Annotated in this window: 21 protein-coding genes; 17 read left to right on the top strand and 4 right to left on the bottom strand. The window is 48.0% G+C overall.

Annotation, left to right across the window (positions count from 1 at the left end; translation table 11 throughout):
- Positions 1 to 12: 12 nt before the first annotated feature.
- The 4 genes from DCX48_00410 to DCX48_00395 all read right to left on the bottom strand — a co-directional run bounded on the left by DCX48_00410 (position 13) and on the right by DCX48_00395 (position 3,019).
- Positions 13 to 414, bottom strand: coding sequence for a hypothetical protein (locus tag DCX48_00410; GenBank protein ID QXE13086.1), 402 nt, complete (start codon positions 412 to 414; stop codon positions 13 to 15).
- 970 nt (positions 415 to 1,384) lie between these two features.
- Entirely contained in the window at positions 1,385 to 2,356 is a 972-nt protein-coding gene (locus tag DCX48_00405; protein QXE13132.1) for a Replication protein, read from the bottom strand.
- 139 nt (positions 2,357 to 2,495) lie between these two features.
- Positions 2,496 to 2,567 carry a RepA leader peptide Tap gene (gene tap, locus DCX48_00400; GenBank protein QXE13131.1) on the bottom strand — a complete coding sequence of 24 codons (72 nt, stop codon included), beginning with the start codon at positions 2,565 to 2,567 and terminating at the stop codon, positions 2,496 to 2,498.
- Between the two features lie 248 nt (positions 2,568 to 2,815).
- Complete coding sequence (locus DCX48_00395; protein QXE13085.1) at positions 2,816 to 3,019, bottom strand: type II toxin-antitoxin system prevent-host-death family antitoxin; 204 nt, start codon at positions 3,017 to 3,019, stop codon at positions 2,816 to 2,818.
- A 272-nt stretch (positions 3,020 to 3,291) separates the two neighbouring features.
- Here DCX48_00395 and DCX48_00390 point away from each other — a divergent pair, with 272 nt between their 5' ends.
- The 17 genes from DCX48_00390 (at position 3,292) to pilV (ending at position 19,732) form a co-directional block, all read left to right on the top strand.
- The gene (locus DCX48_00390; protein ID QXE13084.1) at positions 3,292 to 3,939 is read left to right on the top strand and encodes a hypothetical protein; all 648 of its coding nucleotides are present in this window, start codon (positions 3,292 to 3,294) and stop codon (positions 3,937 to 3,939) included.
- 471 nt (positions 3,940 to 4,410) lie between these two features.
- Complete coding sequence (locus DCX48_00385; protein QXE13083.1) at positions 4,411 to 4,695, top strand: conjugal transfer protein TraA; 285 nt, start codon at positions 4,411 to 4,413, stop codon at positions 4,693 to 4,695.
- A 263-nt stretch (positions 4,696 to 4,958) separates the two neighbouring features.
- Positions 4,959 to 5,468, top strand: a complete 510-nt coding sequence (locus tag DCX48_00380; protein ID QXE13082.1) for a transcription termination factor NusG — start codon at positions 4,959 to 4,961, stop codon at positions 5,466 to 5,468.
- A gap of 249 nt (positions 5,469 to 5,717) precedes the next feature.
- Positions 5,718 to 6,389 (top strand): hypothetical protein, encoded by a 672-nt coding sequence (locus DCX48_00375; GenBank protein QXE13081.1) that lies wholly within the window; start codon positions 5,718 to 5,720, stop codon positions 6,387 to 6,389.
- A 1,033-nt stretch (positions 6,390 to 7,422) separates the two neighbouring features.
- Positions 7,423 to 8,019 carry a hypothetical protein gene (locus DCX48_00370; protein ID QXE13080.1) on the top strand — a complete coding sequence of 199 codons (597 nt, stop codon included), beginning with the start codon at positions 7,423 to 7,425 and terminating at the stop codon, positions 8,017 to 8,019.
- The gene (locus DCX48_00365; protein ID QXE13079.1) at positions 8,016 to 8,546 is read left to right on the top strand and encodes a hypothetical protein; all 531 of its coding nucleotides are present in this window, start codon (positions 8,016 to 8,018) and stop codon (positions 8,544 to 8,546) included. Before DCX48_00370 ends, DCX48_00365 begins: the two co-directional genes overlap by 4 nt.
- A 21-nt stretch (positions 8,547 to 8,567) precedes the next feature.
- Positions 8,568 to 9,734, top strand: coding sequence for a pili assembly chaperone (locus DCX48_00360; protein QXE13078.1), 1,167 nt, complete (start codon positions 8,568 to 8,570; stop codon positions 9,732 to 9,734).
- Positions 9,734 to 10,171 carry a pilus assembly protein PilP gene (locus DCX48_00355; protein QXE13077.1) on the top strand — a complete coding sequence of 146 codons (438 nt, stop codon included), beginning with the start codon at positions 9,734 to 9,736 and terminating at the stop codon, positions 10,169 to 10,171. The genes DCX48_00360 and DCX48_00355 overlap by 1 nt, the downstream gene beginning before the upstream one ends.
- 14 nt (positions 10,172 to 10,185) lie before the next feature.
- Complete coding sequence (locus DCX48_00350) at positions 10,186 to 11,877, top strand: PilN family type IVB pilus formation outer membrane protein (GenBank protein ID QXE13076.1); 1,692 nt, start codon at positions 10,186 to 10,188, stop codon at positions 11,875 to 11,877.
- Position 11,878: 1 nt separating this feature from the next.
- Entirely contained in the window at positions 11,879 to 13,177 is a 1,299-nt protein-coding gene (locus tag DCX48_00345; protein QXE13075.1) for a pilus assembly protein PilO, read from the top strand.
- Complete coding sequence (gene pilP / locus DCX48_00340; GenBank protein QXE13074.1) at positions 13,161 to 13,655, top strand: type IV pilus biogenesis protein PilP; 495 nt, start codon at positions 13,161 to 13,163, stop codon at positions 13,653 to 13,655. The genes DCX48_00345 and pilP overlap by 17 nt, the downstream gene beginning before the upstream one ends.
- Before the next feature lie 2 nt (positions 13,656 to 13,657).
- A complete protein-coding gene (locus tag DCX48_00335; protein ID QXE13073.1) occupies positions 13,658 to 15,217 on the top strand; it encodes an ATP-binding protein in 1,560 nt (519 codons plus the stop codon).
- Positions 15,210 to 16,307: a pilus assembly protein PilR gene (locus tag DCX48_00330; protein ID QXE13130.1), complete on the top strand. Its 1,098-nt coding sequence runs from the start codon at positions 15,210 to 15,212 to the stop codon at positions 16,305 to 16,307. The genes DCX48_00335 and DCX48_00330 overlap by 8 nt, the downstream gene beginning before the upstream one ends.
- 17 nt (positions 16,308 to 16,324) lie before the next feature.
- Entirely contained in the window at positions 16,325 to 16,939 is a 615-nt protein-coding gene (locus tag DCX48_00325; protein QXE13072.1) for a DUF3309 family protein, read from the top strand.
- A gap of 377 nt (positions 16,940 to 17,316) precedes the next feature.
- Entirely contained in the window at positions 17,317 to 17,793 is a 477-nt protein-coding gene (locus DCX48_00320) for a pilus assembly protein (GenBank protein ID QXE13129.1), read from the top strand.
- Positions 17,778 to 18,449: a prepilin peptidase gene (locus DCX48_00315; GenBank protein QXE13071.1), complete on the top strand. Its 672-nt coding sequence runs from the start codon at positions 17,778 to 17,780 to the stop codon at positions 18,447 to 18,449. The genes DCX48_00320 and DCX48_00315 overlap by 16 nt, the downstream gene beginning before the upstream one ends.
- 59 nt (positions 18,450 to 18,508) lie before the next feature.
- Positions 18,509 to 19,732: a shufflon system plasmid conjugative transfer pilus tip adhesin PilV gene (gene pilV, locus DCX48_00310; GenBank protein ID QXE13128.1), complete on the top strand. Its 1,224-nt coding sequence runs from the start codon at positions 18,509 to 18,511 to the stop codon at positions 19,730 to 19,732.
- The last annotated feature ends 132 nt before the right edge of the window (positions 19,733 to 19,864 follow it).

Here is a 19,864-nt window from a genome sequence, read left to right as displayed (position 1 = left end):
TGTGTCCTGTGTTCAGTCTCCACGATACGGTACCCTCTGATTTTGTTCGTGGCTGTTGGCCTTACGCTGAGCTATCTGCTTGTGAATTGCGTCAATCCGAGCCTGTGAGAACAGGGCTTCTTCTGCAGTCACACTGGCCGCAGGCTGTCCGTCCAGATCATAACGTGACGCACCGTAGGTCATCTGCTCAAGGTAGCTTAACTGGTTGGTCACAAAGCGCATGACACGAACAATCTCACCATGAGTCAGTGGGCAATCAGGATGGTCATTCACCCACTGGTGCATCTGTTGTGCAATACCGATGGCAACCGGCCGAAAGCGTCGGCGTTTCCAACCTGGCCATAGCAATGGCCATATGCTGCTCATTTTAGTCAGCGACTGATTCAGGCTGATTCGTTGCTGTCCTTCTGCCATGTAAATACCTCTAATTTCACCTGTCTGAATTGTTTAATTATAACGCAATTTTACATTTAACCTAATGTAATATAAGGTTTTTATATTTACTTCAGACGCGCGAGCAGTGCGCAGCGTGTCATACAATGCGTCGCTAGCGACGCATGCAGGCGGAAAACTGGTTGAATAAAGCACTGTGGTTACATCCGCCGGAACGCCCGGCGAAGCCGGTTACTATTTGATAGATTTCACCTATCGAACCCTTCGCCCTGTAAAGCCTAAACCCGCTTATAGCAATGATATAGTTCCATTAAGCCCTTTTAACTCCGGTGATTCGGGCTGTACGGCGCTTGCGACGTACAGGGCGTGATTTCCGGAGCCGTGGTGCCGGCAAAGCCGGTGCCCGGGGGCTGTACGAAAGTTCTTACCGCGTATGTCTTGGAACATATGGAGCTGAACTTTATTACTGCTGTAAGAGGAGTCGAAAGGTTTTAGTAGCTATTGAAGCTGAGGATTGGCTTTTAGGTGAAGAAAGTTTGGGGCCCGCGCCTGTGGCGTGGGAGGAGCATAGAGGTGTTTTATCTGAGCGGTATCGTCGGTACGACGATTGCGAGCGAAGTCATTTTCATTGTTTAACAGCTTGGATGTGGAAGGAGGTTTTTTGCCCGGAGCAGAGCGGAGGGTGCTACATCGCGCAGGCGTTTACGCCGCGCATGTCATTACACCTCCCTTTTTAAAGGGACTTCTTTTGTTCAGGAATAACGTTCGAAATTAATCATTCAATTCGAAGCTAACTGGGTTATTCGAAACTAATGAGATGTTTTGACGAATCACTGGTCACTAACGAAAAGGATCTCACTAAAAGAGAGGCAGAATGGGGTTGCGCCCCCCAGAGTGGAGGTCAAAAATCATACGAAAAACTGGGTTAGGCACAGAGGAAACCTCATGCTGCTCTGGCACGATGAAAAGAAGGTTGATAGGAGGATCAAGGCTATACGTCGAGAACGCCGGCACGCGCCAGGAGCAACTTGTAGTAGGCTTCAGGATCGGTATTTAACAGGGCCGGATGTTGCTGCTTAATCTCCATTTCCAGCGTTTTGACTTCATGTGTCGTAACTTTGCCGCTGGTTGACCATCTGACGAATGCCCGATAATACCCATCCCGTCGTGGCTGCTGGCGCTTACCAAAACCACTAACATTCTTCAAAGATTCATCGAGGAATAAATCAAGACGCTGCTCATCGCTCTGACCACGCTCCTGAGCTCCCGCGTTATCAAGCGCCTGTTCAATTTCCGACACCTTCGCCTGTTTGCGTTTCGCCAAGTCGGGACTGACCACCCAGCGTTTGATCTGCCGCAGTCGATTACGGAGTGAGTGTCGATCGGTCAGGTCGATCCCGATCCGTTCGACACGCAACAGATGGCGTTCGTATTTGCGACGCAGGGTTTCCGTCAGTCCTTTTTCCACGGCCCAGCGTTTGAACTCTCCCAGCCATTTCCGGATCTCGTCTACGGTAATACCACGTGACGTAAAGAACTTTTCAGTCAGCCATATGCGCAGTGGCTTGTTTTGCCCGGACTCACTGTCCTTGCCATGCAGCACAATGGTGTACTCCATCTGCTCCATCACGGACAATCCATGCCGTGGCGGATCGTAGGCTTTACGGCCATTCTCATAGACGTGCAGCATCCCCATCGCCTGCGCGATATGCTCGAAGGGAGCCATGATTTCGAATGGATAGTCACTGTCCGGGTTATAGTCACAATTGGCGGCCAGCGCCAGTGACAAGGCAGTGAGAGCTTCCCGAGACTCGGATCGCGCATGAATACGCATCGGTTTAGGAAGAAATGATGGATCATTGCGCTTTGTATAAGGTGTGTAACCCTGGCGGCGCAGTTCAACGAGATCGGGATTGCGACGCCAGTCATGACTGCCCATTCGCGCCACGACACGACTTGCCATGCCACGCGGAACAGGACTGCTGAACGCAGGTACATAACGACGGTGTATTTTGGACTGCCCTTTACGCAGGCGATTATTTTCACCACGCCGTGACTGTCTAGATTGAGAGGCACCTATCTCGTCGAAGGCATCAGCTGCACTACTCACTAATCCCAGCACTTATGTTGCACAGAAGGAGTAGGCACAGAAAGTCTTGTCTTTTTTTGCGCACGGGTTATACTCCCCAACAGGTACAACAATACCCGTTGGACTCTAAGGACCCCGATAATCTTCTGACGCCGCCAAGCTCTCAGATTTTCGGGGTTTTTGTTTTTCTGGGGTTCGCGTTTAGGCTATCCCACTCTTGTCACCTTATGGCGTGACAACCAATCAATAAAATATTACCTAAAGTAATTCTTCGCAGACTCTAGCACTTAGCTAAACAAGGATCAATTTAAGGATCCTACAAACTGGCTAAACTTACTTAGTAGCCAGTACTGCCTGACGCTGTTCGGCATCTTGCATCATACGCTCAAAAAGCTCTATGGGTACGAGATAGAATGCCGGTTCATTACGGCTCAAAATAGCCACTGCGTCACCCCCTGCCGATTCGACAGTTCCCAACGGATCACGTTTGAACTCCGTCATACCAGCGACTTTTTTGCAGTATATCGGCGCCGCCATAACTACCTCCAACTAACCAAATGATGCTTATGCTATTTTTCATAGTAGCACAACTACTGACACTTAAAAGCATTGTTTAATGCTCACTTCAAAGATAGATCAATGTCAGCTAAAAGATATAATAGCTGAGATATAGTTAGGACGATATGTTTCAAATCATAACTACCACATGGATACGGCATTTTTTCGATGATCTCTCACAGCAATTTAATTAAAAAAAACACAATATATCTCAACAAATCATAAACTTAGTATGTTTTAGCAGGGAGCCAATGACCATTAAAAACGGCAAAAGAGAATACATCGCTGCGAATAATGCTTTTATGAAGCTACTGAAACTACCTATGGACTATCCGATTGTTGGCAAAACACTTGATCAACTCCCCACCTCCCTAGCTTACCTTTCTCAAGGATTCCATCATCAAGAAGAGCTCGTAATGGCGCATAAGGAGAAATTCTCATCGATCGTAACCCATCCTATCGGCGCGAGTAATTCACTGCACGCCCTATGTTTCGATTCAACACCTTATTATGATGATGATGGGGCATGTGCAGGTACGATGTTACAAGTGAGATCTTTAGACATTTTTTGCCCCAGCTACCTGCTCGATGGTAATGTTCCAAAACCAATGATCTATCAAAAACCTTCTCACTTTTTTACGAATGCAGAATGGGAAATTATTTTCCTTATTTCTATGAAATATAAGAGAAAAAATATTTCAAAAATTTTAAATCTCTCACTGAAAGCCGTTGAGCACAGAATAAGCAGTTGCCTCCAAAAAACTGGAACCTTTAGCGGCGAGGAACTGCTTAATTACTGTAGTGAGAGATCATGGGACACCTATGTCCCACCAAGATTTATGAAACCAAGATTCCGTCTATTCAAGTCAGCTTCCTCAATTCACTTAGTTGACTCATAGTCATATACCCAGTACCCTGCTGCCGTCACAGTAAGTCCTGTGAACGGGCGTGAGAACCCGATAATTACACGTGCATGAGTACACGATTTAAGTGTGTTTTGTGCACTGAACGTCATAAACCAGTTATGGCGGTTCAGGTAGGGCAACCGAAAGGTTGGCCGGTACCGTGTAGACCGGTTTCTCACCCCCACCTGGGCTGCCACCAGAGCGTGAGAACTCCGTGGTAGCTGCCTTCAATACTACGCGGAGACTTAACGCTATGAAAAAGACACGTCTTTATTATCGCTGTACTATCCAGTCACCACTCTTTAGCTTCCTACAGCAATCTGTTACACATCCCAGAGCTCCATCAACCTGCGTTTCATGTTCTTTATCACAAACTGCATTGTGTTTGGCGGGGGTATCTCCCCATTAAGGGAGGTGCAAGTTACGCGTATATTCGCTGCGTGTTGATTTGCCGGGGATTGAATCATGATACAACCCAATATTACAGACACCCTGCTGAGGGTATTTCCAGAACTGACTAAAAAACAGCTAGAAGTGGCAACGCTGTATGCGCATGGTGCATCATACGAATCGATTGCAGATATCTGTCATATATCAATTGAAACTGTACGCTCCCATTTAAAACGTTGCACAAAGTCAATGAAGTTAGAGGGAAATGAAGCCTTGCGCTCCGTAGTTCTAACACGTTCATATCATCTTTTGATTTCCATACTAATAGAACAAAACGCAACCAATAAATGCACCCTTTAGGGTGCATTTATAAGAGAAATCCGATTCACTCTTTACAAAAACACACAAACAAATAAACATAGGGATGAGACTAATAGGTAGTGCCGCCAATTACGCCTGTTAGGTTCTTCAAAAAGAATATATTTAGTCATGGTTCTGTCAAATCTGCAGCTTACAAGCTTCAGTGCTTGTTTATAAGACTGCATCATTACCATAACCGAATATGTTCGCTTCTACGAAGGCAGAATTATCCTTACGGGGATTAGTTCTGGCGGAGCTTTGAAATGAACATTGAAGACATACACAACCGACAGTGGTATCTAGCACAGTATGCTACTGGAGGTAAAAAACGAGAGCATTTATTCGACTGGTTGAGTGATCAACATATTGCCCCCTGGACTCCGTTAGTGATAACAAAAGTTAAACGGAGTGATAAACCAAATGTTTTCAGGAAACGTGTATCTGCAGTATTTCCTGGATATTTTTTCCTTAAGGCAAATTTTGAATATCAAAAAATTGAAACAATTAAAAAACATTCGTCATTTTGTGATTTTGTTAAATTTGGTAGCAAAATTTCGCCGATAAAAGGGACAGTAGTTAAAGGCTTAATGAAGAAATATCCGGATCCTACACTTCACCCTGCCGCACAGGGTGAATTAGAGGCTGCATCGGAAATTTGGCTGACTAAAAATCAGTACCGTTTTTTAACTCAACTGGATAAAACGGAACAACCCATTTCACGTACAGCAATGCTGTTCGATCTCATTATGCATTCCGACAGTTACGGTTTTTGATTGCGCTCAACACCAGGAGCATTTTATATCGGATCATCAGTCTGAACGTTTTACCTACCCTCCATGTTTCTTCCCCCGGTCTCCGGGGGCTTTTTTTGTTCCGATTTCCGGTAATGGCGTCTGTACTGATCCTGCCTCGTGAACACCCTCTGTTCCTGATATCAGTGTGCCAGCCAGGCACCTTTCACATGACCGGTGTGAATGTTCAGATGTCATTACCAGAAACCGGAAAATGAAGAGAGCTTACCAATGCAATCCACCCAAGACCAACTTAGCCATCTCTTGTGGTGTATTCTTGTCGCCTTGCGCACGGCGGTAGAAAACCACGAGATCACCTCAGAGAGAGCAAAACGTAAATTTATAGCCGAATGGCTTACAGGAGCCAGGCACGCCCAAGCCTTTAGTGGAATGACACGAGAATTCACTACGATACGCCAGTTGCTCAACGACAACAAAAATCCTTCCATCGACGCGTTATTTAATGATCTGTGGAAAAACTCCATTTCGACTGCTGGCTGCGATCTATTTCGATTTCGAGCCGTGCTGAATAATCTGTTCACACAGGGTTGGAATCACAGCATTTGTCCTTGGCCCGAGCAGATCATATCGGAGGTCATAGAGCGCCGGCGCAGCCATAAAAGACACATTTTACAGTTCACCAGAATGGAAGAGGCCTTTTCAGCAACGGGATCAATGTCAGCTCCAGTCACCCTCCAACTACTCCTAAAAAAATACGAAGATGAACAAGTCGAGCAATCATTTTATTTCGACCGCTTCTCCGTTGTTCAGGGCCGGGAAATCTCACTTAACAAGATCACGCTGCGTACCCTGTATATTGGACATCACACACTACCAGAATCTGCCTGGGGGGCCCGCGCAGATACTCACCCAAGAGGCATCTGGCGCCCGACAACGCATTAACCATCCCTTTTAGCCTTTCCGGCCCAGCTCCGGTATTACGTTCCTTTTGGAGCCATCCCAATGTTTGAATTTATTTCCATATCCCTTTAGTCCCCATCAAGTATGTCTGTCTTGTGATATTTAAGGAATTCAACATGAAGCACTAAAGCGGGTAGACCGCGGCAAGTAGTGCCAATGCAGCAGTAATGATGCTGCCCTGAGTCGTCAGGTGGCGAGCCTGTGTAGTGACGGGTCAAGGTTCATATATCAAAAAAAGCTCCGGTAAAGCAGCGCGAACGCCAGACGCGCACTGGTTATTAGCGGCGATTGAGCGGCATGAACTCAAGGGCATGAGCGTGGTCACTACGAAAGTGTGGCTAAACAATAAAATTAAAGTCTATTAGAAAATCTATTAATTGAATCTATTGCAAGGAACACGATGAAAAAAATTTTTTTTGGCTACTGCTTTTATTACCTGCATTCCCCGCACTGTCAGATTCGTTGATTACATGTGAACCAGTAGATATTTCGGGTAAAGTAGCATTAGGTATAATCGGAACCTTTTTTCTATTAGGTTTTTTTATAATTACCAATCTATTCTGGAAGGGCGATAATATTAAATTGAAATTTTTATCTTACAGAATGCCGTTTATTATTATTGCTAATGGGATCTTCATTCACTTATCATTATTACTATTCAATTACATTCGTGACACCCCCCTAGATTTAAAGCCTGTCATCAATACAGAAATGATACTGTCACAGCCAGAGGTTGTCAGAGGAATACACTACAAGTCTGAATGCATTATCATCAGTAGAAATCTGGAGACAGTGGAGTTGCGCTGTAAACCTGATGCTGCAATAGAAACTGTATCAACGAAAGACTATGACAATGCCCTAAACGCATTAATAAGTGCCGACCTACAGATAGTCACTCTTGGACTCGAAATAATAAAAACCAACATTTGCCGTCCAAAAAAATAACCCCCTCCTCTTCCTACCTAACTCACTGTGCTCAAATTTCTGACACTGCTGCTATTACAGGATATTTGCCATGAAAACAATCGTTGGCCTGTTATTCCTCGCCCTTTCATTGATGCTGGCAGGCTGTAACCTCACACATCAATCCACAGAATTGGCAAGAGATGATAATCGAAAATCGAAGAATGTTATCCAACTTAATACACTGATTATCGAGTTACGGAAAAATGAAGCAAACACAGACTGGCGCACTGTTTTACCTGGCTGGGAACCTAAAAAGGTTATCACCGTCGTTAACGGCGATGGCCAAAAGCTTTTGGCTCAAATCGCATCGAACAGAGGCGTCACAATATCGAACAAGGGCAAAACATCAAGCGCAACAGTCGACAAAGCGCCGGTGCCTTTCTCCCTAAAGGAACAAGTGCAGATAGGTGATCGTACTGACAGCTACACGGTGGATATGCTCCTTATACCAGCAGTCACAACTAAAACAGAACCGATGACGCTCACTGTTGATATGCACGTTCAAGTTCCACAAGGTGATTTAAGCTTATCGCAGGTTCTCTCTATTCCCCAGCGCCATAGCATCCTCGTTGCCCACGCACTTAATGATAATGACCTTCAGGTCATCATTATCACCCCTGAGATTTCTACCGGAGAGAAAATATGAAACGTTACGCTACCTTGTTATTTCCACTTCTGATAGTCGGCTGTACGCATCCAGTGGCCGACAACACAGCCCCGCATAGCCGTATCACTGTTGCAGTTGTTCCTAACGGTAACGCTTTGCCAGATAACAGCAATACACCTCCGACTGAGCTCCATGTTCCTCTAGCGCAGCTAACTGTTTTCAACGTCGTTCGTGAAGCTCCCTTTACCCGCAGAGTAGAAATAAGAAACGGTAAAAAAGCGAGGGAGATAAAAGACACTCTGAAATACGGCACATCACTTGCCGTCACCATCACCCCTAAAAATGCACAGCAGCGGGAAATGGTGATCGATTTTCGTCACTCCTGCCCGCCAACAATAACCACTTATGCCCCTGGTACGGATTTCAGTGTCGATTTACCGTCACAGAAGGAAGACTCCCTACACCAACGTATCACTATCAATAAAGGGGACTGGGTTTATATAAGCGGCTCCATTGTTGGGGCAAGTTGCGCCTTATCCCCGTTCGTTATTCATCCTGTTGAATAACGTTTCTTGTCAGAGGAAACCATGAAAAAACGTGCTATTCCGATTTTACTGTCTCCGTTCCTGTCAGGGTGTGTAAGCTTAATAAATAGCCCTCCGCAACCTGACACGCCAGCTCTGGTCTTTGTAGACGGACAGATCAGTGAGAGCACAGGTATCATTGCTCAAACGCAACGTCGCCTTGCTCCGCCACGGTCAACACAGATTCCAGTAAACAAGACACTACCAGCAAGCGTACCAACCCGAACTGCGCCTCTGCCAATACCCACGTTACAATCAGCAACGACGTCATCATCAAAAGCGGCATCCACAACCAGTGGCACTTCACCGCTTGTGGGCTCTGGAGCCAGAACCAACCAAGTCCAGAAACCGAAGGGAGACATGCTTCACGGCTTGCCAGGGCTGGCCTTTACAGGGACACCCATCCCGGTTGCCGTCCTGTCACTTACACCGATACGTAATCTGACATTGGAACAATGGATACGACGCATCATCCCCCATGAATGGCAACTCGAATATGAGAATGCGCTACGTCCGAAGTTGAATACCCGTATTGTGTCAGTCTATACCAACGATCAATGGACCAGAGTGTTGAGCAAATTGCTGACCGAACAGTCCATTGCGGGTCAAGTAGATTGGGATCGACAAATGGTGACTCTGCGCCGTCCTAGTGAAATGACTTCTACCCACGTGCCCTCACAAGCCATACCTGCTGTTCCAGTCACAACATCAGCAACCACTTCACTTACGAAAAATCCATTTAGTAGCGGGGCATCAGTACCGGCGCCGGTTACCACTCAGGATAAAAAAGCAGTTTCAACTGCCGTATCTGTACCGTCAGTCCCTGTAGTGCCAAACAAAGCGCTGATTTCTACTGGACAGCCAGTAACGACAACGCCTATCGGAAAAACCTGGCAAGCTCCTTCCGGAGCTACATTGCGCGAAGTGATGATGAACTGGGCAGGGGAAACTCGCTGTGAATCGGGGGCATCCCCCACGTGGACAGTTATCTGGCCCACGTCGGTAACAGACTATCGCCTTGATGCACCACTGACCTTCCAGGGGGCCTATGAATCTATGCTGGGACAAGTATTTGAGCTTTATCGAACGGCAAAGACACCGCTGTATGGACAGGCATCACGCCTTCAGTGTGTCGTCTCAGTTTCTGATACCCCTCCGGTAAGTCAATAATGGGCTGGGTCATCCTGGCTATAAGCCTGATATTTTTCATTATCTCCGGCGATATCGATCTGCAGGAACGGCATTCTGTCGAGACATCGGCCCAGAACCAGGTGGGTCAGGTGTATGCATCCCAGGTACTGATGATTGCAAACCAAGTCAATGACTACCGATACCATACCGAGCTGCGGGATGGCACGGTCTCATACCACCTGCTCAGCCTGCCGTTCGAGCCAGATGCCAGGATACAGCATCAACTCCAGCAGGGGCGGCTGTGGGTCTGGATGCCAGAACAACCCGGCCTTATTGAAGCCCTACGCCACCGAAGCCGTGGCTCTGCCATGATCGGCATACTTCAGGGAGGGCAACTGACGTGGGTTTCCGGTATGACCACCGGACTTACCGCACCACAAGGCATACCTGACGGCGCAGTCGTTTACCTCAACTAATCCGGATTTTCCTCATGAAGAAACCTTTTTCCCGGCGCCTGCTGATGGCGTCTTGTTTAGCCATACTCCCAGGGCTATTACTCTCAGGTTGCACTTTCACTGAAATCAACAAGATGCAGGCCAAGGCGCAATCTGATGGGGTTGTTGCCAGAGCACAGGCGCAGCTGCCGCGTGCACAACATCCCCAACCGCTAACCTGGGTCGAACGTCAGTGGATCAACCCGCAACCTATTCCTATCGCTGTACGAGAAAAATCTCGTCAGGCTCCATCCTGCAATATTACTCAAGCCAAAAACGCCATCACCCTCCAGGAGTTGGCACAAAGGATTACTGCGCTCTGCGGTACCCCAGTAATTTTTACTCAGGATGCACTCAGCCTCAGCCAAAGTAGCGTCAGTGCTGGCGTCACCCGCCAGATCAGCGGCACATTGCCTGTACCAGATGAAAGTGGCCGCCCACCATTAACCAGTCTGGGCACATCTACGACCAATCCGGTTATGTCCAGTGGACTACCACTAAGTCTAACGGGTGTGATGTGGCAGGGGGATTTGTCTGGTCTGCTGGATCTGATGGCCAGCCGTAGTGGCCTTTACTGGCGTATGGACGGCAACACCATTGTGTTTTATCTGATGGAAACGCGTTCCTATTCTCTGGCCATGCTGAATACCAAAACGTCCAGCACATCCAGCGTCAGTTCTGGCACAACAAGTACCATGGGTACGACCGGTGGCCAGAATAACTCAGCATCGGGTGAAGCGACTTCATCTCAGAGCACAACGACTGGCCAGGAATATGATTTGTACGCCGATCTGCGCAAAGCAGTAGAAGCGATGCTGACACCAGAGAAAGGACGTTACTGGCTATCATCTTCGAGCTCCTCCTTGATAGTGACAGATACACCATCGGTCCAGGACGCAGTAGCTCGCTATGTAGACGAACAGAACCACGTCATGAACCGACAGGTAGCGCTCAATGTAGAGGTCCTCAGTGTTGGGAACACGCATAATGAGGATTTTCGAGTTGACTGGAGCCTGGTCTATAAATCTCTGCACACAGCTGGTGTGTCACTGAGTAATGCTACAGGCGAACTCACTGGAGCCACTTCAGCCAATATATCAATTCTCGATACCGCCACCGGTAATGCTGCGAAATTTTCAGGTTCAAATCTGCTGATGAAAGCTCTATCGGAGCAGGGAGATGTCAGTGTTGTTACGTCGCAGTCCAGCACTGTAACCAACCTAACAGCAGTCCCTATCCAGATGGCAGATCAAACTGTGTATGTCGCGCAGTCGGCGACAACCACTACCACGGATGTCGGAGCTACCACAACACTGACTCCTGGGATGATCACAACAGGTTTCAATATGACCCTGCTACCGCTCATTCAGGAAAGTGGCAACGTTCAGTTACAGGTGAACTTTAATCTTTCTGATCCGCCGACGATCCGCAATTTCACGTCGAAAGACGGCAACTCCTACATAGAGATGCCATACACCAAACTAAGGTCACTGAGTCAGAAAGCTAACCTGCGTGCAGGCCAGTCTCTGGTTCTGACCGGATTCGGGCAGAACAACACCTCAGTGAATAAGTCCGGTACGTTCACACCTGGGAATCCTTTGTTCGGTGGTAACCAGTCGGGAAAACATGAGCGCAGCACTCTGGTGATCGTCATTACTCCAACGTTCCCCCAAAGCACCGGAGGCTAACATGAAGTTCGATAGCTATCTTGTCACCGCCCGGGAAGGAAAATCCCGCTACTGGCTGGCTGGCTTGAACTGGGTCCCGCACGAAAAACGTTCATTCCAAGTCCCTGTTTTAGTACAGAAGACGACTCGCTCCCATCAGGAGCCCGGAATGGGCGTAAACGTTGTCATCGGTAAGGTAAGAGCAAGCGGAAATAACGTTGCTGTGGAAGGTAGAGGCCGCCTGCAATCACATCACCGCCATCATCAGTTGTATTCGCTGGCACTTGCTTTCTGCCAACAGACTCAGAACGGATACGGCATTTATCAGCTGAATAGTACAGATTATGTGTTCCTGGCCAGTATCAATGGGTTGCCTGCTGTCACTGCGGATAAAACGGGCAACTTGAACCGGATGCAGGAGCTATTAACGCTCTTTCTATCAATGAACGAGGAACCGTCCGCTGGATGGAAAGTTCTCGCGAACATTGATGAGCCCGCCGATGTACTCACGCTACCGGCGACGCTCACCGCCCGAGACAGGCGGATGTGCAGAGTAGAGTTTGATGGTCTGCGTGGAAAACGATGGTTACCGTTAACAGCCCTGCTGCTTACAGCCGCCAGTGCCATCGGATGGTGGCAATATAATCAGCCGGCACCAGAGCCGGAGTTAACTGCTGAAGAAATAAGGGCAAGAGCTAAGGTTATGTTTGCCAAACCTGCGCCTCCGCCGCTGCTACCACATCCGTGGGCAACACGCATCACAGTACCTGCAATGCTGACTCACTGTCAGCTAATCCAATCCCCGGCACCAAGCGTGATTGAGGGATGGAAACTGACATCAGGAACCTGTAGTTCCGAGGGAGTGACACTATCCTATCGAATTTTACCCGGAGGCACCGCCGAAGGCTTCCTGAAGCGAAGTAGAGAAATTTTCGGCGTCACCCCAAATTTCAACCTAAAAGAAGGTGCCAGAGAAGTCTTCGTTCCCATCCCTTTGCCAGAGACTCCAGCCAGGGATGAAGTGCTTCCTGATGCCTCATCACAACTGATGCGCGTGCTCTCGTGGTTTCAACGTCGGCAAGTCATGCTGAATTTCAGCGAAACGCCTCCGGCACTCATTCTCCCAGGTAAAGAAGGGGAACCATTACCCATTCAGGACTGGAAGGAATACGCCTTCAACTTCTCGGGTCCAGTGCCCCCGGCGCTTCTTTTTCATGGGATAGATGATACGGGCCTTCGCCTTACAAGAGTCAAATTTGAGCTGAGCGGCAGTACGTACAGCTACACCACAGAAGGTAAAATTTATGCTTCAACTAAATAATTGTCGGCCAACAACCGCGTGTCTTCTCTTGCTAATCCTGTTTTATTCCGTTCAGACACAGGCTTCGGAATCAACCAGCCCAGTATCCCCACCCTCCTTAACGCAGGGAGAATTAGAGCAGCTCCATACCCGCAACATCCTTCTGCAAGCTCAGGTTCAGGGCGCTCAACTCCAACGGCAATTGGAAGAAAACCGCGCAGGAACCGGTCCATCAGTCGTACCGCCTGCCCCCAATGCAGTGGGATATACCTCGCTTCCAGGTTCTGTTACCCGCTCCATAACCAGTAGTTCTCGGCCTGTAGTCCTTGAAATCAGCGGACGCGATAAAAAGCTACACGCCACACTGCAATTGGCGTCAGGACAAACGTTGGTCGTCTCACCGGGCAGTCAGTTGCCAGGGATAGATCAAACAGTCAAGAGCATCACGCTTGCCGGTGTCACGCTCAGCGATGGTACTTTACTGATATTCGGAGGCTAGTTATGAGTTACGCGACCGTTGAAGAGTCCCTTCTGCTATCTCGTGTAAACGATAAAACCGAAATCCTTATCGATACCAACATGCGGTCTAACCAGGCGGTGCAGGCGCAGTTAATGACCCTGCTAACCAAAAACCCTGATGCTTCCCACCGCTTTGTATCTCTGTCTGACCTGCGAGAAGCGAGAGAAAAACAGCAACCTTCTCCGAGTATGGATAGTAAAAGTGGGCTAAAGCTAACAGACCTGGGAGATGTGAGCGGAAGTGAACAAAAGATACTGAAATATTTTTCTCTCGCTCGGAAACTTGGATCATCCGATATTCATTTTCTAATTTCGGAAACATTGTTTCGGGTCAAGATGCGTATCCATGGCCGCTTGCATGTGATAGATGAGCGCCAGCCAGGAGAAGGTATAGCGCTGTGTGCAACCTGTATCCTCTCTCTATCGGATGTCGCTGAAACCATGTTCTATCCACATCGCGAACAGGATGCGCGTCTAAAGCCATCAATGATGAGGAAGATCGGGCTATTTGGCGCACGCTACAGTCACAAACCCACCGGGGATGGTCTTATTGCTGTGATGCGCCTCATTCCTGATGACGGGAATAGTGTCCCTACTTTCCAGCAACTGGGCTTTCTACCTGAACAAGTAACTCTTTTGGCCAGGATGATTTCTCGTCCAGAAGGAAAAATCGTACTTTCTGGACCAACGGGCTCTGGTAAGTCAACCACCCTGCGCACTGCCTGTCGCATGTATCTGGATGGAAATCCGGGTATGCATCTGCTGACGATTGAAGATCCCCTGGAAGGTCAGGTAGTTGATGCTGTACAGACCCCGATTATATGTGACAAGTCAGACGATGAGGCCATCACTTTAGCTTGGATTCGTGCCCTATCGGCGGCACTTCGCCTCGACCCTGATGGAATTATGGTAGGCGAAATGCGCGAGCTCATTTCCATGCTCGCGACTATTTATGCCGCACAAACTGGTCATCTGGTGCTGACTACCCTGCACACAAACTCTGCTCTCGGCATACCCGAGCGCATGGTGACACAGGGGGTGAATGAAAACCTGCTGTGCGATGCACAACTACTCATTGGATTAATCAGTCAACGGCTCGTACCAACCCTATGTCCGGACTGCCGTATTCCCTGGAAAGAACAAGTCAAAACGCTGTCTGAAAGGGACCGAGCCTTTCTGGAAAAATACTGCAACGTCAAAGAGTTATGCACAACAGACAATATTTATTTTCATAACTCAGCCGGGTGCACTACCTGTACTCAGAAAGTTATCATTAACGATCAACTCAGGCTTGAGGTAGGCCAAGGCATTAAAGGGCGCACTGTCATTGCCGAGGTGATAGAAACCAACAACCGTTTATTCCGCTTGTTGAAAACGGAAGGGAAAGTAGCTGCTCGCCAATACTGGATTAATCACATGCAAGGCATCAGCCGCGTCAAACACGTGCTGAGCAAGATCAATGATGGGCTGGTTGATCCTCTATTGGCCAATCGCATTATCCCCCTGGATGAAGATGAACGCCTGGAGGTTGATGATGCGTGAGATGACCCTCTGGCGGCGTTTACGTTATCACTTTGTGAGGAAAACCTTCACCGCACAATATCGGGTTCAATTCTATGACGCCCTTCGTTTCCTGATTGAAAACCGTCAGCAACTGAAAACCGCACTAGAGCTGATGCGCGATGCTTGGACTGACTTCGGACGGCACTGGCATCCCTACGCTGAACTTATCGATGATTGTATTGATGCAATAAGGGAAAACAGTGGTGAAAGGACACTGGCTCGAACACTAATCCGATGGTTGCCACACGCCGAAGCATCGGTTATCAGCGCCGGCGTTCGCAGTGGCTCTCTGTCTCAGGCCCTCGGGTATGCAAACACGCTGACGCTGGCCAGTAAACGTATCAGACAGGCCGTCTGGCAAATGTCCATCTATCCATTGGGATTAACCATAATGTTGTCCAGTACGTTATTTATACTGAACACACAAGTGGTCCCCTCCCTGCTTTGGATAAGCCCACCTGAGAACTGGACTGGTGCACTGGGCTTTCTGTACGGGCTGTCCCAGTTCATCAGTCATTACGGAATAGTAACCGGTGCAGGTCTTACCCTTGTCGTCAGCTGGATTATCTGGTCAATTCCCCGCTGGCATCGCCCAGACAGAATTCGTCGAGCCTGTGACAGTGTGATGCCCTGGTCGGTGTATAAAGATATTCAGGGTGCCACCTTTCTGCTCAATATGGGTGCACTTCTACGCGCAGGAGTAAAAACGAAGGATGCGTTGGAGTTACTCCAGGAATCTGCATCCCCCTGGCTTGCCGTTCGGATCGATACCATCACAGAACACGTCCGCGAAGGGAAGCATCTTGGCCAGGCCCTGAGGGACTGTGGTTACAAATTTCCATCCCAAGAGGCCGCCAACTTCCTCTCTCTGTTACAGGGGGATGGCGCAGATGATCTTATTAGCAATTATGGCCAGCGTTGGCTTGAGCAAGCGCTTGGTCGTGTCAGCAAACGTGCGGTTGTTGTACGTCTATTTATGTATCTGTCAATCATCCTGATGCTCCTGTTACTGGCTTTTGTTGTTGTGGACATTAATGCCCTCAACGACGGCAGTATCAGCACGTATTAGTATACTGAGGAAAAATCATGCAATTACAGTTTGAAAACACCATTAACCAGCCAACAACGACGTCATCGCCAACTCATCATCGTGGTTGGGGATTTCTTGAACAAGGGGGAATAGGGTTACTCGTATTAGTCCTCATTGCGTTGGTTTTAGCCAGCTACGCGGTGATCAAGTCTCGAGTTAACGTGGGTTCCGAGTCATCCAATATCCAGTCACTGATCACCAGTTCACAGAACCTATTGAAAGGCTCCGATGGCTATACCTTTAGCTCCGGAGAAAAAATGATGGGAGCATTAATTCAGATGGGCGCAGTGCCGAAAAGTATGACTGTTCGCGGCACGGCATCCTCAGGATCAGCCACTCTGTATAACACCTGGGGAGGGGCTGTCACGCTGGTTCCGGTATCCACGTCCGGATTTACCAATGGCTTCACATTGACCTATGAACGTGTGCCACAGGGTGAGTGCATTCAGATTGCTACCCAAATCAGCAAAGCTTCTATCGCCAACGGCATTACGCTGAACAGTACCAACCATGCCGACGGCAAAGTGACCACTGAAGATGCCAGCGAGCAGTGTACAGCTGACAATGGAAGCACTGGGACCAATAAGCTGACTTTCACCGTAAACGGCTAAGGATGTCATATGCAGTGTTGCCCACTTCATTACAGCATCCTGCAATCTTCTGTGATCATGCTTATCCTACCTTCCGCAACAGATTTTTCTGTGTTCAACGTTTACTGCAAAGCTTGATCCAGATGAATAAGTCTTCTGGGAAATGAGTGTTCGCGGTATACCTTCATCGGGAACCGCGACGCGCCACAAGTGACGGCAAAGTATCCATTTAGTCTGCTTGTATGAATTGTAAGTTAGGCAATGACGTAACAAACTCCAACACGCTGACTTTCAGTGTGAATAACTTAGGAGGCTACATGCGGGTGTACCGCTTTCTCTTATACCTCCTGACACTGACTATCTTTCTGTTCCCATTTTATTCTCAGCCTACTTTCGCTATGTCGCCCCTCCCCCCAACAACGTTCGATGCTTGTTTTAGCGCAGCCGGCGCACGTTACCAAATCGAGCCACTGTTGCTAAAAGCCATTGCAAAAGGGGAATCAACATTTAGGCCTTGGATAACCAATACTAATCGGGACGAAAAAGGGAATCCTGTCAGTACGGACTATGGATTGATGCAGGTTAATTCAATCCAGATCCCAGGACTCATACGGATGGGAGTCATTCAGGCGGCAGAAGATCTGCTTAAACGACCATGCCTCAATATCCATATAGGTGCATGGATTCTCGCGAAGCACTTTCAGGTCTGCGGCGTTACGTGGAATTGTCTTGGTTCTTACAACGCTGGATTCAGAAAGGACCGTCACGAAACCCGTGAGAAATATGCTAATCGAATCTGGCGGATTTATCTGGAACTGAAGGGACTTAAGTTGTGTCACCCTACTAAAGGAAAGGCGCCATGCGTACCATCATAGTCACCAGCGTTACTTTTGGTGTCACCCTACCACTGCTGCTGGGATTCGCCCTCATTGGAAAGTGCCTAATATGGCGGGTATCAGATTTTTTCCAGGAAATTGCTTTTCCTTATCGTTCCGGCGATCCCGTAATTACGATTGGGATCTGGATCTTTGCATTATTTAGCATGTTGGCTGTTATTTCACCAGCTTCACTGCAGGAACGGGTTACTGGTGTGTTAATGCTGGCCTTTTTACTGCAGTCAGGTATTACCGATGCAGTAAGCGGGTACCTTCCTTTAGCGTTTACTGGTCGTTTCTTGTTGGCCGGTCTTCTCACAGGAGGGGTTGCTACAGAATCCATTGAGACCGTTTATCTTCAGTGGCAAGAAATTGCCATCATGGGCGCTTTAATGCTGATCGTGAATACGCTAGCTAATAGAAATGTACAGCGTATCGGGCGTGGTGATCTGTGGCTCATTGTCGGCCTAACGGCATGGAGAGGATTACATGATGCAGCACTCATCACTCTATGCGGAATGGGTGGATTCTTCCTGTGGCAATTCACCTGGCATCTTTCCGGTAAAAAAGAAGGGCCTCTAGGCCCCTGGTTTTCTATCAGCGGAGGTTGCTTCCTGCTGAGTCATTTATATCAACCTGTATGGGTACTCATCTGATGAAAAAACATGACCGTGGTTGGGCTAGCGCTGACGTCTTGGGTGGATTACTAGTGCTGATGGTGGTAGTCACTTTCTCTGCTGGTAAATATAAAGATTATATTCAGGATAAAAACTGGCAAGTCGAAGCTTTACGAACTAATACTTACGCAGCAGCCACACGAGCCTATATTGGCCGTAACTATGCAACACTGCTTAACGCTAGTACCACCACATCCCCCTCTGTGATAACAACCAGTATGCTGAAAAATACTGGCTTTCTTCCGGTCGGTTTTACAGAAACTAATAGCCAAGCCCAGCGTATGCAGACTCATGTTGTCAGAAACGCACAAAATACAGATCTTCTGCAGGCCATGGTCATTTCAACTGGCGGAAGCGATTTTCCGTTGAAAGGCCTAATTATGATGTCTAAGAATATCAAAACTGGGTTTGGCGGTTATACCCATGATGGTCAAACAGTTACCGGCGCACTACGTACCTGGAGTATTCCACTCAGTGCCTATGGAGCCAACACCGGAACAGGCCATCTTGCTGTATTGCTGTCATCTGACGAGCTATCCGCTGCCCAGGATGACAACGATCGGCTTTACCGTTTTCAGGTTAACGGGAGACCAGATCTCAATAGGATGCACACTGCCATTGATATGGGGGCAAATAATATTAATAACGTTGCTACAGTGAATGGTCAGAATGGCAACTTTAGTGGTGAAGTGCGCGGCGAGTACGGAAATTTTAGTCTAAACCTAACAGCCGGCGGTCAAGTCAAAGGTGAAACGGTCCAAGCTGAAAGTGATATCACCGCAGGCGGTAACATGACGGCTAGCGGGCTGGTCACTGGGTCAGCAGTTAGTGCTGATGGAAACCTTTCTGCAGGCGGTGTTTTGCAACTCGATAAAATCAATATTTCCGGTGCCGCCTGTTATCCAAACGGACAGGTAAGCCGTGATGAGAGAGGTGGCGTACTTTCCTGTCAATCCGGTGCGTGGGGAGCTGCCAGTGATTCCGGCGGTCAGTACATTTTAGCTATAGCAGCCAGATCGGTATACAGCTATATAAATGTTACGGATGGCGGAACAAAACCAGGCATTTTTAACGACACGCTGAACAATTTTGACCAACGTTATTGCTCAACTTCAAACCCGCTGATAGGCCGGTGTGGTTGTCAAAACGGCTATAAAAAATTCCTGGCAGGAGAGTTTGAAACCAGTGAATCATCAGGGGGCGGTGACAATAAAACAGATAACATACTTAAATTTACGTCGATCAGTTGTGTGAAACCGTAAGCTGCCAATTACCCTGTCAATCCGGTGCGTGGGCGGCTTCTTCGCCAAATGCTGGTATAGAACTCTATCAAACGTATCGATACAGAAATCAGTTTGTGTGCGAATTCTCAACATTACAGACTAAAAATTGCG

It is taken from the genome of Pectobacterium atrosepticum (assembly GCA_019056595.1).
Classification (GTDB): domain Bacteria; phylum Pseudomonadota; class Gammaproteobacteria; order Enterobacterales; family Enterobacteriaceae; genus Pectobacterium; species Pectobacterium atrosepticum.
Note: the sequence above shows the minus strand (reverse complement) of the source record. Positions and strands in the feature narration are given on the sequence as shown.

Bases quoted from the DNA above. Each gene is read 5' to 3' on its own strand.
- DCX48_00410 (QXE13086.1), bottom strand. From the start codon at position 414: ATGGCAGAAGGACAGCAACGAATCAGCCTGAATCAGTCGCTGACTAAA.
- DCX48_00405 (QXE13132.1), bottom strand. From the start codon at position 2,356: ATGGCAAGTCGTGTCGTGGCGCGAATGGGCAGTCATGACTGGCGTCGC.
- DCX48_00395 (QXE13085.1), bottom strand. From the start codon at position 3,019: ATGGCGGCGCCGATATACTGCAAAAAAGTCGCTGGTATGACGGAGTTC.
- DCX48_00390 (QXE13084.1), top strand. From the start codon at position 3,292: ATGACCATTAAAAACGGCAAAAGAGAATACATCGCTGCGAATAATGCT.
- DCX48_00385 (QXE13083.1), top strand. From the start codon at position 4,411: ATGATACAACCCAATATTACAGACACCCTGCTGAGGGTATTTCCAGAA.
- DCX48_00380 (QXE13082.1), top strand. From the start codon at position 4,959: ATGAACATTGAAGACATACACAACCGACAGTGGTATCTAGCACAGTAT.
- DCX48_00375 (QXE13081.1), top strand. From the start codon at position 5,718: ATGCAATCCACCCAAGACCAACTTAGCCATCTCTTGTGGTGTATTCTT.
- DCX48_00370 (QXE13080.1), top strand. From the start codon at position 7,423: ATGAAAACAATCGTTGGCCTGTTATTCCTCGCCCTTTCATTGATGCTG.
- DCX48_00365 (QXE13079.1), top strand. From the start codon at position 8,016: ATGAAACGTTACGCTACCTTGTTATTTCCACTTCTGATAGTCGGCTGT.
- DCX48_00360 (QXE13078.1), top strand. From the start codon at position 8,568: ATGAAAAAACGTGCTATTCCGATTTTACTGTCTCCGTTCCTGTCAGGG.
- DCX48_00355 (QXE13077.1), top strand. From the start codon at position 9,734: ATGGGCTGGGTCATCCTGGCTATAAGCCTGATATTTTTCATTATCTCC.
- DCX48_00350 (QXE13076.1), top strand. From the start codon at position 10,186: ATGAAGAAACCTTTTTCCCGGCGCCTGCTGATGGCGTCTTGTTTAGCC.
- DCX48_00345 (QXE13075.1), top strand. From the start codon at position 11,879: ATGAAGTTCGATAGCTATCTTGTCACCGCCCGGGAAGGAAAATCCCGC.
- pilP (QXE13074.1), top strand. From the start codon at position 13,161: ATGCTTCAACTAAATAATTGTCGGCCAACAACCGCGTGTCTTCTCTTG.
- DCX48_00335 (QXE13073.1), top strand. From the start codon at position 13,658: ATGAGTTACGCGACCGTTGAAGAGTCCCTTCTGCTATCTCGTGTAAAC.
- DCX48_00330 (QXE13130.1), top strand. From the start codon at position 15,210: ATGCGTGAGATGACCCTCTGGCGGCGTTTACGTTATCACTTTGTGAGG.
- DCX48_00325 (QXE13072.1), top strand. From the start codon at position 16,325: ATGCAATTACAGTTTGAAAACACCATTAACCAGCCAACAACGACGTCA.
- DCX48_00320 (QXE13129.1), top strand. From the start codon at position 17,317: ATGTCGCCCCTCCCCCCAACAACGTTCGATGCTTGTTTTAGCGCAGCC.
- DCX48_00315 (QXE13071.1), top strand. From the start codon at position 17,778: ATGCGTACCATCATAGTCACCAGCGTTACTTTTGGTGTCACCCTACCA.
- pilV (QXE13128.1), top strand. From the start codon at position 18,509: ATGGTGGTAGTCACTTTCTCTGCTGGTAAATATAAAGATTATATTCAG.